Genomic DNA, 15346 nt, shown 5'->3' on the forward strand with positions numbered 1-15346 from the left:
GCTTATGTCGATGCAGTGCTAGGCGGCCGCTCCACAGACCCCGCAGTTTGCTGCTGCAAATGAGGAGGTCGAGGACACCGGCCAACGCCGCAAAGCACGACAGAAGCAAGCGTCTTAGTGCTTAAAGTGGCGCATGCCGGTGAACACCATCACCATGTCATGCTCGTCCGCCGCATCGATCACTTCCTGATCGCGCATCGAGCCGCCCGGCTGAATCACGCAGCTGATGCCCGCTTCTGCGGCCGCATCGATGCCATCACGGAAGGGGAAGAAGGCGTCAGAGGCCATCACGGAACCCGGTACGGTCAGACCCTCGTCGGCGGCTTTGATACCGGCAATCTTGGCGGAGTAGACCCGGCTCATCTGACCCGCGCCCACGCCCACGGTCATGCTGTCTTTGGCGTACACAATGGCGTTGGACTTCACGTACTTGGCGACTTTCCAGCAGAACATCAGATCCTTCAGTTCGGCTTCAGTAGGCTGACGCTTGGAGACCACTTTGACGTCATCCAGAGTCACCATGCCCTGATCGCGATCCTGCACCAGCAGACCGCCGTTCACACGCTTGGTGTCGAACTCAGTGGTCTTGTTGTCCCACTGGCCACACTCCAGCAGACGCACGTTTTTCTTCTCGGCAACGGCGGCTTTGGCAGCGTCGGAGATGCTCGGCGCGATGATCACCTCAACAAACTGACGGTCCACAATCGCTTTGGCAGTGTCGCCATCCAGCTCACGGTTGAAGGCGATGATGCCGCCGAAAGCGGAGGTGGGGTCGGTTTTGAAAGCGCGGTCGTAGGCTTCCAGAATGTTGCTGCCCAGAGCCACACCACAGGGGTTCGCATGCTTCACGATTACGCAGGCCGGGGTGTCGAACTCTTTCACACACTCCAGCGCCGCATCGGTGTCGGCGATGTTGTTGTAGGAGAGCGCCTTACCCTGCAACTGAACGGCGGTGGCAACGGAGGCTTCCTGTACGTTCTTTTCCACGTAGAAAGCGGCGCGCTGGTGGCTGTTCTCGCCGTAGCGCATGTCCTGCTTCTTGATGAACTGCTGGTTGAAGGTGCGGGGGAAAACGGACTCTTCATCCCCCTCTTTGTTGTCGCCGTAGCTCGGCACCATGCGGCCGAAATAGTTGGCGATCATGCCGTCATAAGCGGCGGTGTGCTCGTAAGCGGCGATGGCCAGATCGAAACGGGTCTGGAAGGTCAGGGAGCCTTCGCCAGCGTCCATCTCAGCGATCACGCGGTCGTAATCGTGGGCGTTCACCACGATGGTCACGTCTTTGTGGTTCTTGGCCGCAGAGCGCACCATGGTGGGACCACCGATATCGATGTTCTCCACCGCGTCTTCCAGGGTGCAGCCCGGTTTGGCGACGGTTTGGGCGAAGGGGTAGAGGTTGACCACAACCATGTCGATGGGCTGAATGCCGTGGGTTTCCATTACGGCATCGTCCTGATCGCGACGGCCCAGAATGCCACCGTGAACTTTGGGATGCAGGGTCTTAACCCGGCCATCCATCATTTCGGGGAAGCCAGTGTAATCGGACACTTCAGTGACGTTCAGGCCAGAGTCGGCCAGCAGGCGGGCGGTGCCGCCGGTAGAGAGGAGTTCTACGCCACGCTCGGTGAGGGCGCGGGCAAACTCGACGATGCCGGTTTTGTCGGAGACACTCAGCAGGGCTCGACGGATCGGGCGGGGTGCGTTCATAGGGTACAGAGTCCTTTTTGGCGGTTTGGCCATTCGCCCCGAAGTCAGCTCCGGATTGATGGCGCTTTATTATGGTGAAGATATTTCGCCAAACCGATTTGGGGCCTGCTGCCCGAAATGGCCCGACTTTGTTCCTGATCAAAGTCGGATAGCGCTTGGCGAAATACCCTCGTTTCGTCGCGCCCGCTGATGCGCGCGTATTCTACGCAAAATTGTTCATCAGATCAGCGCCGTTTCCGGACCCATCGCGATTTTTTCTGCATCGATTGCCCAGAGCGCATAAAAACCTTTGACCTTTGACCAAACTCCAAGGTTTATAATTCCAGAGTTAAAAGCCTTTTGGAGTGCGTATGTATCGCATCGGTGAACTGGCGCAGCGGTTTGAGATTAAAACGGACACCCTGCGCTACTACGAGAAACACGGCTTGCTGTCGCCCAGCGGCCGAAGTGACAGCGGTTATCGCCTCTACAACGATGAGGATGAGGTCAAGCTGCGCTTTATTCTGCGGGCTAAAGCGGTGGGCTTCTCCCTGGCCCAGATCCAGGAGTTGTTGGTGATCGATGCAAGTCGGGCCAAGTGGGCCTGCCAGGACGTTAAAGGGATCGTGGAGAAAAAAGTGGTTGAGTTGGAACAGAAGATCGCTGAGTTGACTCAGTTTCGGGATTCCCTTCAGCAGTTGGCTGATGCCTGCTGCGGCGGGCCGGAAAGCGCTGAACACTGCTCCATCCTTGAAGCGTTGGAGGTGCGTCAATGAACACCCTGACCGAGCTGGCGCTTAACTTCCTCGATCTCTTCCTCGACTCCGCCCCCTGGCTCCTGTTGGGCCTGTTTATGGCGGGGATGATCAAGATGTTTGTGCCGATGAGCTGGATGCAGAAGCAGCTGGGTGGGCACGGCATTAAGCCGACGGTGAAGGCCGCCATCTTTGGTGCTCCCCTGCCGTTGTGCTCCTGTGGCGTGATCCCGGCTGCGGTGGGGCTGCGTCGCTCCGGCGCTTCCAAGAGCGCCACCACCGCCTTTCTGGTGGCAACGCCGGAGACCGGCGTGGACTCTGTGTCCGTTTCCTACGTTTTGCTCGGCCCCTTTATGGCGGTGGTTCGTCCCATCACGGCAGTGGTGTCCGCCATTGTGGCGGGGCTTCTGGTGGGTCGGGATAACCCGGACACCAACCCTGAAGCGGAGGCCAAGCCGACGCCGAAATTTACCCCGACCAAGGGAGACAGCCCCAGTCTGATGGCGGCTCCGACCTCCAGCTGCTGCGCCAGCAAGGCGGCACCGGTGGTGGAGGCCAAGGCCAGCAGCTGTTGTTCCAGCAAAGCGGCACCGGTGGTGGAGGCCAAGGCCAGCAGTTGTTGCGCCAGCAAAAAGGTCGAAGAAACCAAACCGGAAAGCGCCGGTTGCTGCTCCAGCAAAACGGTCAACAGCAAGGCGGCGCATGAGGGCTGCTGCGGAACCGAGCCTGAGTTACCGGCGGGGCAAAGCGTGGTGGGTAAGCTGGTCAGCGGCGTGCACTATGCCTCGACCGACCTGGTGCGCGATACCACCCTCTGGCTGCTGGTGGGTCTGTTCTTTGCCGCTTTGGTCAACACCTTTGTGCCGGCCTCCTTCCTCTCCCAGTGGGGGGACGGGATCCTGGCGATGACGGTGATGGTGCTGGTGAGCATCCCGATGTACATCTGCGCCACCGCCTCCACCCCGATTGCGGCGGGCCTGTTGCTGGCCGGTGTGTCCCCCGGTGCGGTACTGGTGTTTATGATGGCGGGACCCGCCACCAACATCGCCACCTTGGGTGTCGTGCGTAACGAACTGGGTAAACGGGCTCTGTGGGCTTACCTGACTGGTGTGATTGGCACTGCCATGCTGTTCGGTTTTGCCGTGGACTACGCGGTAGCGGAGTTTGGCTTCAAGGTGATGCCCCTGGTGGGTGAAGAGCACCGCATGCTGCCGCACTGGCTGGTCTATGGCAGTGGCGTATTGCTGGCTGTCCTGATGATCAAAGCCATGATGGACAAGTGGCTCCCCGCCCGACCCTCCATGGCCTGATAGGCTTCAGGGTCAAGTTTCGGGCGACTTTGGTCGCCCGAAATGATCATTAACCCCATCCGGAATTGCCGTACAAGGAGTTTCTCCATGAAAGGGATCACCCTGCTGACCGCACTGCTGGTCGCCACCCCCACCCTGGCCGCTGAGTCCATCGTTTATCACTGTGCCTTGGGCAAAGCCGAGCGCGTGATTGAAGTGCAATACCCGGAGGGCGGGACGCTGCCTTGCGAAGTGCACTACACCAAGGCTGAGGGCAGCCAGATCCTCTGGAGTGCTCAGAACAGCGAAGGGTACTGCGAACAGCGTGCGGCAAACTTTGTCGAGAAGCAGGAAGGCTGGGGATGGCGCTGCAGCCAGCAGGCCGCCAAACCTGAGTAAGAGGCTGTCAGAATCAGAAACGCCGGGCATGCCCGGCGTTTTTTATGGCTGGCTAATGCTGCCTGTCCGGGTTTTCGGCTAACCCAGCGACAGGAAGAAGGGGATCAGCACCGGCCCCGCGAGGCTCAGAACAAAGCCACTGACAATGGCGATCGGTACCGTCTGAGGACCGCCGCTCTTTTGAATCACCGGCAGCGTGAAATCCATCGCCGTGGCACCACCGTAACCGATGGCGGAAGCGGGGGTTCTGCGCATCATCAGCGGGATCAGAATGACGGCAATCAACTCACGGCACAGGTCGGAAAGAAACGCGACGGAACCCATGGCGGGGCCGAGCTTGGCGCTGACCAGGGCACCGGAGAGGGAGTACCAGCCGGTGCCAGCGGCAAGCGCTAGGCCATGATGGGTCGGCAGTTGCCATATCCAGGCGGTGATGGCGCCAGCCAGAAGACTGGTGCCCAGTACCATGGCGGCGATGGCCAGGCCGCGGGGGTTGAGCAGGATCTGACGCAGGCTCATACCGGACGCGCGTAGCTGGATGCCGATCAGTAATAGCAGCCCCATCAGGATGATGTTCACGCCGGACTCGATGTGGCTGGTGGATTGCGGGAACAGCAGCCCCAGCAGGAATCCGGCCAGTACGACACCCGCCAATTGCAGTGATTCCACCACCATGGCCAGAGTACGCACCTCGCCCTGCTCCTGCCCCAGACTCAAGGGCCAGCGTTTATCCACCAGGGGCAGGCCGGCCAGGTTCCCGGCCAGTGTCAGGCCGATCAGGGTGGCTGTTAGGGCGAGGATGCCACCGAGCTCGGCGGCCAGGTTCTCCATACTGCCCAGGCCAACGCCCATCAGGCCGAGGATAAGGTAGACGATGGCGGTCAGCGCGCGATCGATCAGCTGCAGCGTGGGACGGTGGCGCAGGGGGATAAGGTAGCCCAGCACCAATGGGGAGAGGATAACCAGGGTGTCCACGTTCGAGTTCCGGTGAAAAAAGGCGCGGCAAGGTTATCAAGTTGGTATACCATCCTCAAGCCGGGTATCGGCCTGGTAACACAGTGAAACAAATGAGGTAATCAATGGGAAAGATGGGCGCGGCTTTGCTGGCAGGGGTGATGTTGCTGGCGTTGATGGGCTTTTCAGTTTACCAACTGGGGGCGGGGAATCGTCTGGCCCAATCCTTTAACGATGCTCATGACAGTGACGTGGTGATGTACAGCGCGGCCTGGTGCCCGGCGTGTGCGGCGACCCGCGAGTACCTGACTGCCCGGGGGCAGACTTTTGTGGAACTGGATATGGAGAAAAACCCGGAAGCGGCCCACGAGTTCGCTCAGTTTGGCGGGCACGGCATCCCTCTGGTTCTGGCCAAAGGGGAGGTGATTCGGGGACACCGTCCATCAGAGCTCAACCGGATACTGGCTCCGGAGGCACAGTAATCGATTGCCGCTGAGTCAGAACCGGTCTCCCGCCAGGCTCAGCACTTTCACTTCACCCTCCAACACGGCGACAATCACTTTGCCGTCGCGGAAGTGCTCCGGCAGACGCACGCGGCCACCCGAATGATTCGGCAGCCCCCGGAGTACGGCCCTCTTCATCACCAGCGACTCGTCGCCGTCGAAGAACAGCACTGTCACATCCTTTACGTCCACTTGATTCCCCCCTGTCAAAATGTCGGCGATACCTGGCCAACAGTTTTAAGCGCAAGCCATTGTTCCACAACATTACCAACAAAAGCATAACAATATGAGAGATCTGAGAACTTTATCCACAACATGGAAAGGCTTTTCTGTGCCGACAAAGGTTTGACGCAGGTTGAGTCCTGTTTGAATTGCGCGCAAAATAGCGCCCCCCGCTCAAGCGGGTATAATTGCCCCCTAACCATTCAATTCCCTGGAGTCTGTCTTGCAGTTTTCCCAGCTGGCGCTGGATAAGCGTCTGTTAGCTACCGTTGAGCACCTGGGCTTCAATGAGGCCACCGAGATTCAGCAAAAAGCGATCCCCGCCGCCATGGCCGGAAAGGATCTGCTCGCCAGCTCTCGAACCGGCTCCGGTAAAACTCTGGCGTTTCTGTTGCCAGCGATGCAGCGCCTGATCCGCAACAAGCCGCTGTCCAAGCGTGACCCGCGGGTGGTGATTCTGGCGCCGACCCGGGAGTTGGCTAAGCAGGTGTATGGTCAACTGCGTCTGGTGGTGGCCAATACCAGCTTTAAATCCCTGCTGATCCTGGGGGGCGAGGACTTCAACCAGCAGAGCAAGGCGCTGGCCCGTGACCCCCATTTTGTGGTGGCGACCCCCGGCCGATTGGCAGACCATCTGGAGCATGGCCACCTCTACCTGCACGGTCTGGAACTGCTGATTCTGGATGAAGCGGACCGCATGCTGGACCTGGGCTTTGCCAGCCAGTTGCAGGCGATTCACAAGGCGGCGGATCACCGTAAGCGCCAGACCCTGATGTTCTCCGCTACCCTGGACCACGCGGCGGTGAACGAGTTTGGCGCAGATCTGCTGAACGACGCGATACGGATCCGCATCGATTCCGAAGCGGAGATCCACAGTGACATCCATCATCGGATGCTGTTTTCCGACCACTTGGACCATAAAGAGGCCCAGCTCAAAGCGCTGCTGGAGAAGCAGGATATCAACCAGTTGATCCTCTTTACCGCAACCCGTTCTGACACGGACCGCCTGGCAAACCTGCTGAGCGAGTGGGGACATACCACGCTGGCGTTGTCCGGTGAACTGAACCAGGCAGCCCGTAACCAGATTATGCAGGACTTTGCCGCGGGCAAAGCCAAGGTGCTGATCACCACCGATGTGGCCAGCCGTGGCTTGGACATTCCGCGGGTCTCTCACGTGGTTAATTTCGATCTGCCTAAGCACCCGGAAGAGTATGTGCACCGTATTGGCCGTACCGGTCGTGCCGGTGCCAAAGGCGATGCCTTCTCTCTGGTCGGTCCGAAAGATTGGGCCAGCTTTAAGAAGCTGGAAGCGTTTCTGAACCATCCTCTGGCTTTTGAAGCCATTGAGGGGCTGGAGGCCAAATTCAAAGGCCTGGCAGAGAAGCCCAAGCGCGGCCCGGCCCAATCCAAGAAGCCGACCAGCGCGAAGAAAGCCGCGGCTCCGAAGAAGCGGGCGCCGAAGAAGGTGAAGCGCCCGGTCGGGGGCTTACGGGACATTGGCGACGCGCCCATGATGATCAAGAAGAAACCGGTTGAACCCGTGGACGACGAATGATCAGAAGGCCGCTCTCAGGAGCGGCCTTTTTTGTTGTCAGTCTTAAACCCGCTCCTATGTAACGGGTCATCGTTTCCTCGGGTTCTGCCCCTGGAGTTGGGATTTCTAAATATTTTCGCGTACATATGCCTGTGGCATCCCCAAAAACAAAGTTGCCCCCTGATAAAGGGGCTAATCAAAGCCACCTGCAAAGCAGGTGGATATTTACCTCTTTTCCCCCAGATAACCGATCCTTGTAAGAGGCGCGCCGGACCGGGCGCCCAACACGCGTGTGGAGCGGAGGTGAGATGAAAGAGGCCCTGATAAGCTGGCTGGCGATGGCAGCGGTGGTCTATATCGGCCTCTGTCTGATGCTGACCCTGAATCAGCGCCGCCTTATCTACTACCCCTCCGCGCCGGTGACCGCTCCGGAGGAGCAGCGCCGAATCACCACCCCCTCTGGTGAGATGGTGGTGGAGGTGGCCAACCCCGGCCAGGCCCACGCGGTGTTCTATTTTGGCGGCAATGCAGAGTCGGTCATCTATGGCAAAGCTGCGCTGGCAAGATCGCTGCCGGGGTGCACCCTCTATCTGGTGAACTATCCCGGCTATGGTGGCAGCGAAGGGACACCTGAGGAGTCCGCCATCCATTCGGCGGCACTGGCGATCTATGATGCGCTCGCTCCCGGGCATCAGACGGCCAGCGCCATCGGGCGCAGCTTGGGGGGATCGGTGGCGATCCAACTGGCTCACCAGCGCCCGCTGTCCCGGTTGGCGCTCCTTACCCCCTTTGACAGCATGGTGGCCCTGGCCCGTCATCACTACCCGTTTTTCCCGGTGTCCTGGTTGCTCAGAGAGCGGTACGAGATTGTGCCGATGGCCTCGGCGCTGCACTTGCCCACCCTGGTGGTGCTGGCGGAGGCGGATCGGGTCGTACCGCGAGCGCGCAGCGAGGCGTTGATTGAAGTGCTGGATGAACCGCAAGTGGTGATTTTGCCCGGTAACCATAACCGTTTGGCGCCAAATGCATCCCTTGCCGCCTTTTTCAGCCCTTTATGTGGTGCGCTTTGATAGAGTCCCGCTTCTGTCCTGAGGAAGTGGTCGAGGTTAGGGATGTTGGTTTTAGCAAAGGTCGGCGCAGCAGTGCTGGCGGTGGTCGGGTTGGCCTGGTTGGCGGAAAAGGTGGGGCCGCGATGGGCCGGCGTGTTGTCGGGCTTTCCCCTGGGAACCGCCATTGTGCTGCTGTTCTACGGGCTGGAGCAGGGCGCGGATTTTGCCGCTCAGGCTGCCCCCTATGGCTTGCTGGGACTGGCTGCCACCACCGGTTTTGCCTTGACCTATACCCTCAGCGCCGCCCGCTTTGGTCGGCGCAGCCTCTGGCCCATGGTGCTGGCGCTGACCGCTCTGATGACACTGGCGACCGTGATGCAAGCGACCCCCTCCATTGGTTGGTGGGGAGCCCTGGTGGCACTGGCGGCGGCCGCTCTCGCAATCCTGTTGACCCGACGTATGCCGGACCCGCCCTTTGTGGCGGTGCGTTCCGGTTGGGGGCTGGTTTGGGCCCGCGCAGCCATGGCGGCCACGCTGGTGGTGGCCATTACCGCGATAGCTGACATGGTGCCGCCCGCCTGGGCCGGGGTGATGGCGTCTTTCCCCATCACTCTGTTTCCGCTGATGTTGCTGCTGCAGATCAGCTACGGCACGGCACCGGTACAAACCGTATCCAAGCACTACCCCTATGGTGCGGGCAGTCTGGTGGTCTACACCCTGGCGGTGGGACAGAGCTATCCCAAGCTGGGCATCGGACTGGGTACCCTGGCGTCATTCTCGATGGCGGGCCTCTATCTGCTGGGGTACTGGTGGTGGAGTCAACGCGCCTCCACCGAAGTGAACCGTTCCACCTCTAAGGCTCGTTAAGCCTCGGCCGCTTCCCGCTCCAATGCCCGCATCCAGAAGCTCAGGGGCCCGTCCAGCAGCTCGATGGTCAGGGCGCCCTGACTGCCTTGCATTGCCAGGGCGTAGCCATGCAGGTAGTCCACCAGCAGGTCCCGGCTTTGGTTCAGCGTTTCCTGCGGCAGAACCAGGGGACGCAAGGCGCGCTCATATCGCTCAATAAACACCTGCGCGGGACCTGTGCCCGTCATCGACAGCAGGGTTTCCAACAGGCCCGGATGGGTGCTCAGCAGCGTCAAATAGCTTTGGCTGAGCGCCACGATCTCTGCCCGCCAATCTTCGCCCTGTGGGTTATGGATCGCCTCTATCAGGGAGAGGCAGACCGCTTCCAGCAAAGCGGACTTGTTACGGAAGTAGTGGTAGATCGCCATCGGGTCCACCTCCAGTTCCGCACTTAATGCCCGGATACTCGGGATTTTTCCCGTTTTCACCTGCATCGCCTTGGCACATTCGACGATGCGCTCCGCGCTGAGTTGACTCGGCCGTCCGCGTTTTCCTGTCTTGACACTCATGGGTATGGCTCGCTACGATTTAAAAACTCTACGGCGTAGAATAATTCGCTTTCTGGTTTGGAACAAGGTCGGGGCCATGACATCCCACGGGAGAACCCATGAGTAATATCGTCTATATCGCCACCAGTCTGGATGGCTACATCGCCGACAAGGATGGGGGCGTGGATTGGTTGCACAGCATTCCCAACCCGGAGGGGAATGACTTTGGCTTTGCCGAGTTTCTGGCTGGTATCGATGCCCTAGTGATGGGGCGGAATACCTATGAAGCCATACTGGCTTTTGACCTGGATCTGGAGCGTCAATGGCCCTATCCGAAGCCCGTGTATGTGGTCAGTACCTCGGCGGTTGGTGTGCCATCTGCCCTTGAGGGCAAGGTGTTCCCTTTGCAACCTGGCAGTCCCGGAGCATTGGTTTCGCAACTGGCGGAACAGGGCCATCAACGGCTTTACATTGATGGTGGCAAGACCATCCAGGGTTTTATGGAGGAGGGGTTGGTCGATGAGATGATCATCACCCAGATCCCCATTGTGCTGGGGGGTGGCATGCCGCTGTTTGGAGAGCTGGCTGAACCGCAGGCCTTTGAACTGGTAAGCAGCGAAGTGCTGCTGGGGGCCATGGTCAAAAACCACTATCGCCGCCGTCGTTAAGGGGCAAAAAAAACCGCGCCGTAGCGCGGTTTTTTGTTATCAGGTGCGGGGGGTGAGAACGATCTCTACCCGGCGGTTTTCCGCCCGACCCGTTTCGCTCTGGTTGCTGGCGATGGGCTGATCCGGACCGGCACCGTAGATGCTCATGCGGGTGGCGCTGACGCTCTGGCGCAGCAGCTCACCGGCAACGGATTCGGCACGCTCTTTGGAGAGGCGCATGTTGAGATCACGGCCACCGGTGCTGTCGGTGTGGCCGGTGATGGCCATGTTGGTCTGGTCAAACTCGCTGACTACCATGGCAACGCCAGAGAGGGCATTGATCGCCTGCAGACGCAGTTTGCTGCTGCCGACATCGAAGGTCAGGCTGTTGGGCATCACCAGCTGAATGTGGTCGCCATCGCGCTTTACGGAAACGCCGGTACCCGCCAGTTTCTCGCGCAGGGCAGCTTCCTGACGGTCCATGTAGTGGCCAATGCCACCACCCAGTGCGGCGCCGGAAGCGGCACCAATCAGAATGCCCTTTCCACGATCGCTCTTGGAGGAGCTGGCGGCGCCAATCAGCGCGCCGCTTACTGCGCCGATAACGGCACCGGAGGTGGCGTTAGAGGTTTTCTGTTCGCCAGTGTAGGGATCAGTGCTGGCACAGCCGCCCAAAAACAGGGTGGCGACCAGGGCAGAGATCAGGGGAGTGCGCATCGAGACCTCTCCTTAGGATGCAAATAAACACAAAAATTGGTCACAGTCTGCCAGCCGAAGCCTGAACTGACCATGACTAATGACGGAATAGGGACAATAAAAAGGGCGTCAGATGACGCCCTTAGCCAAAGCTGAACCTTATTCGTCTTCCTCTTCGGGTTCAAGCATGCCCCAGCCGTCGGTTTTGCCCTTAAAGGGTTTGGACAGCTCGGCCAGGCGGTTTTCGATGGCAGTAATGGCGTCGTACTCCGGCACCATCTCCTGCTGAAGACGCAGCTCCCACTGGCTGGTTTCTTCAGCCAGGTTGAGGAAAATGCCGGCGCCGGGGAAGGCTTCAGCCACGGCGTCAGCCGCCAGTTGGCCCTGCTTCTCGCTGCCAAAAATGACATAGAAGTCGAGCATGTAGGACTGGGACAGATCGATGCCTTCGCCCTGCATCAGGGCTAGCAGCTCGCCATTGGCGTCATTGGGAAAGGCCATGAGGGGTTCCTTAAAATTTCAAACTGGGGCGGCGCTTCGGCTTAGCCGGCTTGGCCGGTTTGTCGCTGGCAGCGGGGGTGGGAGCCGGTTGGCTGCTGGCCTGAATCAGTACGGCTTCTTCACCAAAAATGACGTTGTCGCCGGGAACAAGTTTGCGGCGCTTGCGGGTTTCCACTTCGTGGTTGACCAGCACTTCACCTTCGGCGATCAGCATCTTGGCGTCACTGCCAGAGCCGACCCAACCTTCGATTTTGAGCACTTTGTACAGCTCGATGAATTCGTCACCGGGATGGAGTTCCAGTACGGACGTGGACATAACAGCGCTCTCAAAGACAGTCAGTTGGCCGGATTATAGCGAGTTTTCTGCCCCCGTTCGAAGGGGAAAGTGGGCTTTGTCCCCTGTGGCTCAGGACTCAGAGACCAATGCGGCGATCAACTCCGGCAGCGCTTTGTCCGGATCACCCCAGTGGGTTGTCATCGGCCAATTGGCCGGCGGGGGCAGCGGGGTCAGGGCCAGGTGGTCCCAAACCATCCGGGAGGCGTCGCTGGCGGATTGCGCCATATCCAGAACCAGCAACTGTTCCGGGTGGCGAGTCTGCCAGTGCGCCATCAGCTGACGATGCGCGAGCAGGTAATGACCCAGTTGAGTGGGATCGTAGCTGTAGGGCTGTTCAGGGCCAAACCACTGCTGGTAGAGCGCCGCCCCACTGCTGGCCAATGGCCTTTGAGGCAGGATCGCCCTGGCTTCCGGGAGCGCCTGCAGCAGCAGGCCTAGATGCTGATCGTGGCCGGGGCTGGTGTCGATCACCCAGCGTGCCCCTTCCGATTCCGGCGGGAGGCTGCTTCGATAGGCCTGAGCCAAAGGCTCAAGGTCCAGTTGGGTGCTGGCCATCAGTTTGGCTTTACTGCCCCAAAGTGGCTTGCCATTGAGTCGGGCCTGCTGCGCGAGCTGGCGCTCCAGTTCCGGCAGGAAGCGATTTATGGGGCCGAGGTGCACCACCTGATCGTGCTGAGACAGGTAATCGGCGATTGCTTCGATGCTGCCATCCGGAAGCCCGGCAAGGAACAGTGGCCTGGGGCGCTCCGAGGCACGAGGCTGACCGGAGCCCGGGGCAGGGAACAGGGCCTGAATCGCCTGAAACTGCGCGCGATCCCGATCCACCTGGTATCCCAGCGCCTGCTGCTGTTGCTGAGCACCGGTATGGAGGTTTTGCCAGGCGGCCTCTTCGCAGCGCAGATCCGCCCACTCTTTAGCCAGGGCGTAGTGAAGCGCCGGGCAGGGGGAGGTTCGGCGGGCGATGGCAAACTGCAGCGTATCGATATGGTGATGGGACTCGCTTTGACGCTGCAGGAAGGCGCGGGTGGCCCAGAGGTCGTCCTGATGGGGTGCCAGTTGGATCGCCTGATCCAGTGTGGCACTTGCCTCCTCGATTCGGCCCGCCAGGCGGAGCGCGTCGGCCAGAGCGGCAAGAAGCGTCGGATTGGCGCCCTGAGTGTCGATCAGGTAACGGTATTGCGCGGCGGCATCGTCGGGACAGCCCAGTTCCAGAAGCAGTTGGGCCCGCTGCAGTGCCAGGTGGGGTGGCTGGGCGTGGCCAAGAATACGCGCTGCGGCGCGTCCTTCACGGTAGTGCCCCAAGCGGGAGTGGCACGCCACGATCAGCATTTCGACCACAGGATCCGGTTGGCAGCCGACAGCCCGCTGGGCCATGGCCAGTGCGGAAGCGGGATTATCCAGTTTCAGGGCGATCTGAGCGGCCAGATGCCAGCCCGGCCCGTACCCTGAGGCACGTTGATTCAGCTCCCGGCAGAGATCGATGGCGGTGGAGAGATCGTCCTTCTCCAATGCGGTGCGCACCAGATGGGCGACTCCGGCGGCGTTGTATCCCTGCTCCCAGTCCACGGATGGCAGTCCTTGTTGACATTGAGTCCATGAATATAAAGGAAAAGTTGTTCCAATTCTGCCCCTGAATCCAGATCCCTTAACCATTAAGCAGTTTTAAATTCTAAACAAAGTGTTTAAAGTTTTGTCTTTAAACAGGAACACGGAGAGCAACATGAAGGGGATCCAGGACAGCGGGCTATGGCGTACCCGCTCTTTTGTGGACGGACAGTGGCTGGCGGGGACGGCTCGCTTTACGGTGAGTAACCCCGCCAATGGCGAACCGCTGGCCGAGGTGGAGGAAGCGGGTGCCGCAGAGACCACTCAAGCGGTGGAAGCGGCCGACCGGGCTCAGAGAGCCTGGGCCAAAGTGCCCGCCGCTCAGCGCAGCACTTTGCTGATGAGTTGGCATGATCTGATGCTGGAGCACCTGGACGATCTGGCCAGGATCCTGACTCTGGAGCAGGGCAAACCGCTGGCGGAAGCGCGCGGGGAGATCCTCTATGGCGCCAGCTACGTGAAGTGGTTTGCCGAAGAAGCTGTGCGGGTTTATGGCGACACGATTCCCGGCCCGAGTCCGGATAAGCGGGTGCTGGTGATCAAGCAACCGGTGGGGGTGGTGGGCTCCATCACGCCCTGGAACTTCCCCAACGCCATGATGGTACGCAAAGCCGCTCCCGCTCTGGCTGCCGGATGCGCGTTTGTGGCTAAGCCAGCGGCGGAAACTCCGCTGTCGGCCCTGGCCGTGGCGGAACTGGCCAAGCGTGCCGGATTCCCGAATGGTTTGTTTAACGTGGTGGTGGGGACAGATGCACCTGCCATCGGTCAGGTGCTGACCCAGCACCCGGTAATCCGAAAATTCTCCTTCACCGGCTCAACGGCCACCGGCAAACGGTTGCTGGCTCAGTGTGCGGAAGGGGTGAAGCGCACCTCCATGGAACTGGGCGGCAACGCCCCCTTTATCGTGTTTGAGGACGCGGATCTGGATGAAGCGGTGAAGGGCTTGATGGTGGCGAAGTTCCGCAATGCGGGACAGACCTGCGTCTGCAGTAATCGCATCTTTGTGCAGCGCTCGGTGTATGAGGCGTTTGCCGACAAGGTGCGTGCTGCGGTAGCGAACCTGGTGGTTGGAGATGGCCTGGAAGAGGGCACTCAGATAGGTCCGCTGGTCAGCCAGGCTGCGGTGGATAAGGTGGCGGCCCTGGTGGCGGAATCCGAGGCTCAGGGCGCGAAGGCGGAAACCGTTGCCCGTGTGCCGGAGCAGGGGCACTACTACCCGCCCACGGTGCTCTATCACGCCAGCAATGCAATGGCCGCCGCCCGCAACGAGATTTTTGGTCCGGTGCTGCCGCTGATCCCGTTCGATGACGAGGCCAGTGTGGTGGCCGAGGCCAATGACAGTGAGTTTGGCCTGGCGGCTTATCTCTACAGCCGTGATATTGGCCGGGTATTCCGGGTCAGTGAGGCACTGGAGTACGGCATGGTGGCGGTCAACGACGGTATTCTCTCTAATGCCGCAGCGCCGTTTGGTGGGATCAAGGCGTCCGGTCACGGGCGCGAGGGGTCCAAGTACGGCCTGGATGACTACCTCGACATCAAGTATCTCTGTCTGGGTGGTATGGACCGCTGATCAGCCCACATCGTCATGGAAAAAAAGGCGCCTTAATGGCGCCTTTTTTTTCGCCCTGAGCATGAGTGGATAGAGGGCTTTTAGGCGGGTTCTACCAAGGTCTAAGAGGATGAATTCCGGTTTTTGTGAGGTTCGAACTGGTCAAAATTGATCCAGATTAAACGCACTTCAGATAAAACCAAGTAGGTCAATATATGAGCGGATG

The 15346-nt window shown here is 59.9% G+C and carries 16 protein-coding genes and 1 pseudogene; 9 read left to right on the forward strand and 8 right to left on the reverse strand.

The features are described from left to right. Window positions 1-114 precede the first annotated feature (114 nt). A complete protein-coding gene (purH, locus tag KUV52_RS16410; protein ID WP_222527027.1) occupies window positions 115-1707 on the reverse strand; it encodes a bifunctional phosphoribosylaminoimidazolecarboxamide formyltransferase/IMP cyclohydrolase in 1593 nt (530 codons plus the stop codon). 350 nt (window positions 1708-2057) lie between these two features. Between purH and zntR the strand changes: the two genes are divergently transcribed. The 3 genes from zntR (at window position 2058) to KUV52_RS16425 (ending at window position 4129) form a co-directional block, all read left to right on the forward strand. Further along, a complete protein-coding gene (zntR, locus tag KUV52_RS16415; RefSeq protein ID WP_222527028.1) occupies window positions 2058-2462 on the forward strand; it encodes a Zn(2+)-responsive transcriptional regulator in 405 nt (134 codons plus the stop codon). Further along, window positions 2459-3751, forward strand: a complete 1293-nt coding sequence (locus tag KUV52_RS16420; RefSeq protein WP_222527029.1) for an SO_0444 family Cu/Zn efflux transporter — start codon at window positions 2459-2461, stop codon at window positions 3749-3751. The genes zntR and KUV52_RS16420 overlap by 4 nt, the downstream gene beginning before the upstream one ends. Window positions 3752-3838: 87 nt before the next feature. After that, window positions 3839-4129 (forward strand): hypothetical protein, encoded by a 291-nt coding sequence (locus KUV52_RS16425; RefSeq protein ID WP_222527030.1) that lies wholly within the window; start codon window positions 3839-3841, stop codon window positions 4127-4129. A 78-nt stretch (window positions 4130-4207) separates the two neighbouring features. Here KUV52_RS16425 and KUV52_RS16430 read toward each other — a convergent pair whose 3' ends face one another. Further along, entirely contained in the window at window positions 4208-5104 is an 897-nt protein-coding gene (locus KUV52_RS16430; protein ID WP_222527031.1) for a lysine exporter LysO family protein, read from the reverse strand. A 104-nt stretch (window positions 5105-5208) separates the two neighbouring features. Here KUV52_RS16430 and KUV52_RS16435 point away from each other — a divergent pair, with 104 nt between their 5' ends. Continuing rightward, window positions 5209-5565 carry a glutaredoxin family protein gene (locus KUV52_RS16435; protein WP_222527032.1) on the forward strand — a complete coding sequence of 119 codons (357 nt, stop codon included), beginning with the start codon at window positions 5209-5211 and terminating at the stop codon, window positions 5563-5565. 15 nt (window positions 5566-5580) lie between these two features. On the opposite strand, the gene KUV52_RS16440 is transcribed toward KUV52_RS16435, so the two are convergent. Then, the gene (locus KUV52_RS16440; protein WP_315900205.1) at window positions 5581-5778 is read right to left on the reverse strand and encodes a DUF2375 family protein; all 198 of its coding nucleotides are present in this window, start codon (window positions 5776-5778) and stop codon (window positions 5581-5583) included. Window positions 5779-6031: 253 nt separating this feature from the next. On the opposite strand from KUV52_RS16440, the gene KUV52_RS16445 reads away from it, so the two are divergent. The 3 genes from KUV52_RS16445 (at window position 6032) to KUV52_RS16455 (ending at window position 9258) form a co-directional block, all read left to right on the forward strand. Beyond that, window positions 6032-7363, forward strand: a complete 1332-nt coding sequence (locus KUV52_RS16445) for a DEAD/DEAH box helicase (protein WP_222527033.1) — start codon at window positions 6032-6034, stop codon at window positions 7361-7363. A 287-nt stretch (window positions 7364-7650) separates the two neighbouring features. Beyond that, window positions 7651-8412: an alpha/beta hydrolase gene (locus tag KUV52_RS16450; RefSeq protein WP_222527034.1), complete on the forward strand. Its 762-nt coding sequence runs from the start codon at window positions 7651-7653 to the stop codon at window positions 8410-8412. A 42-nt stretch (window positions 8413-8454) separates the two neighbouring features. Then, on the forward strand, window positions 8455-9258 hold the full coding sequence (locus KUV52_RS16455) for a hypothetical protein (protein WP_222527035.1): 804 nt from the start codon (window positions 8455-8457) through the stop codon (window positions 9256-9258). On the opposite strand, the gene KUV52_RS16460 is transcribed toward KUV52_RS16455, so the two are convergent. Next, window positions 9255-9806, reverse strand: a complete 552-nt coding sequence (locus KUV52_RS16460; RefSeq protein ID WP_222527036.1) for a TetR/AcrR family transcriptional regulator — start codon at window positions 9804-9806, stop codon at window positions 9255-9257. The two genes, KUV52_RS16455 and KUV52_RS16460, sit on opposite strands and share 4 nt — an antisense overlap. Before the next feature lie 98 nt (window positions 9807-9904). Here KUV52_RS16460 and KUV52_RS16465 point away from each other — a divergent pair, with 98 nt between their 5' ends. Next, entirely contained in the window at window positions 9905-10453 is a 549-nt protein-coding gene (locus tag KUV52_RS16465) for a dihydrofolate reductase family protein (RefSeq protein ID WP_222527037.1), read from the forward strand. Between the two features lie 39 nt (window positions 10454-10492). Here KUV52_RS16465 and KUV52_RS16470 read toward each other — a convergent pair whose 3' ends face one another. The 4 genes and pseudogenes from KUV52_RS16470 to KUV52_RS16485 all read right to left on the reverse strand — a co-directional run bounded on the left by KUV52_RS16470 (window position 10493) and on the right by KUV52_RS16485 (window position 13532). Beyond that, a complete protein-coding gene (locus KUV52_RS16470; protein ID WP_222527038.1) occupies window positions 10493-11149 on the reverse strand; it encodes an OmpA family protein in 657 nt (218 codons plus the stop codon). A 138-nt stretch (window positions 11150-11287) separates the two neighbouring features. After that, the gene (locus KUV52_RS16475) at window positions 11288-11629 is read right to left on the reverse strand and encodes a ribonuclease E inhibitor RraB (protein ID WP_222527039.1); all 342 of its coding nucleotides are present in this window, start codon (window positions 11627-11629) and stop codon (window positions 11288-11290) included. Between the two features lie 94 nt (window positions 11630-11723). After that, window positions 11724-11945 (reverse strand): annotated as a pseudogene (locus tag KUV52_RS16480) (RNA-binding S4 domain-containing protein); the annotation flags it as partial. A 90-nt stretch (window positions 11946-12035) separates the two neighbouring features. Continuing rightward, entirely contained in the window at window positions 12036-13532 is a 1497-nt protein-coding gene (locus tag KUV52_RS16485; protein ID WP_222527041.1) for a sulfotransferase, read from the reverse strand. A gap of 154 nt (window positions 13533-13686) precedes the next feature. Here KUV52_RS16485 and KUV52_RS16490 point away from each other — a divergent pair, with 154 nt between their 5' ends. Beyond that, window positions 13687-15141: an NAD-dependent succinate-semialdehyde dehydrogenase gene (locus KUV52_RS16490; RefSeq protein ID WP_222527042.1), complete on the forward strand. Its 1455-nt coding sequence runs from the start codon at window positions 13687-13689 to the stop codon at window positions 15139-15141. Window positions 15142-15346 lie beyond the last annotated feature (205 nt).

The organism is Ferrimonas balearica, from assembly GCF_019802055.1.
Classification (GTDB): domain Bacteria; phylum Pseudomonadota; class Gammaproteobacteria; order Enterobacterales; family Shewanellaceae; genus Ferrimonas; species Ferrimonas balearica_A.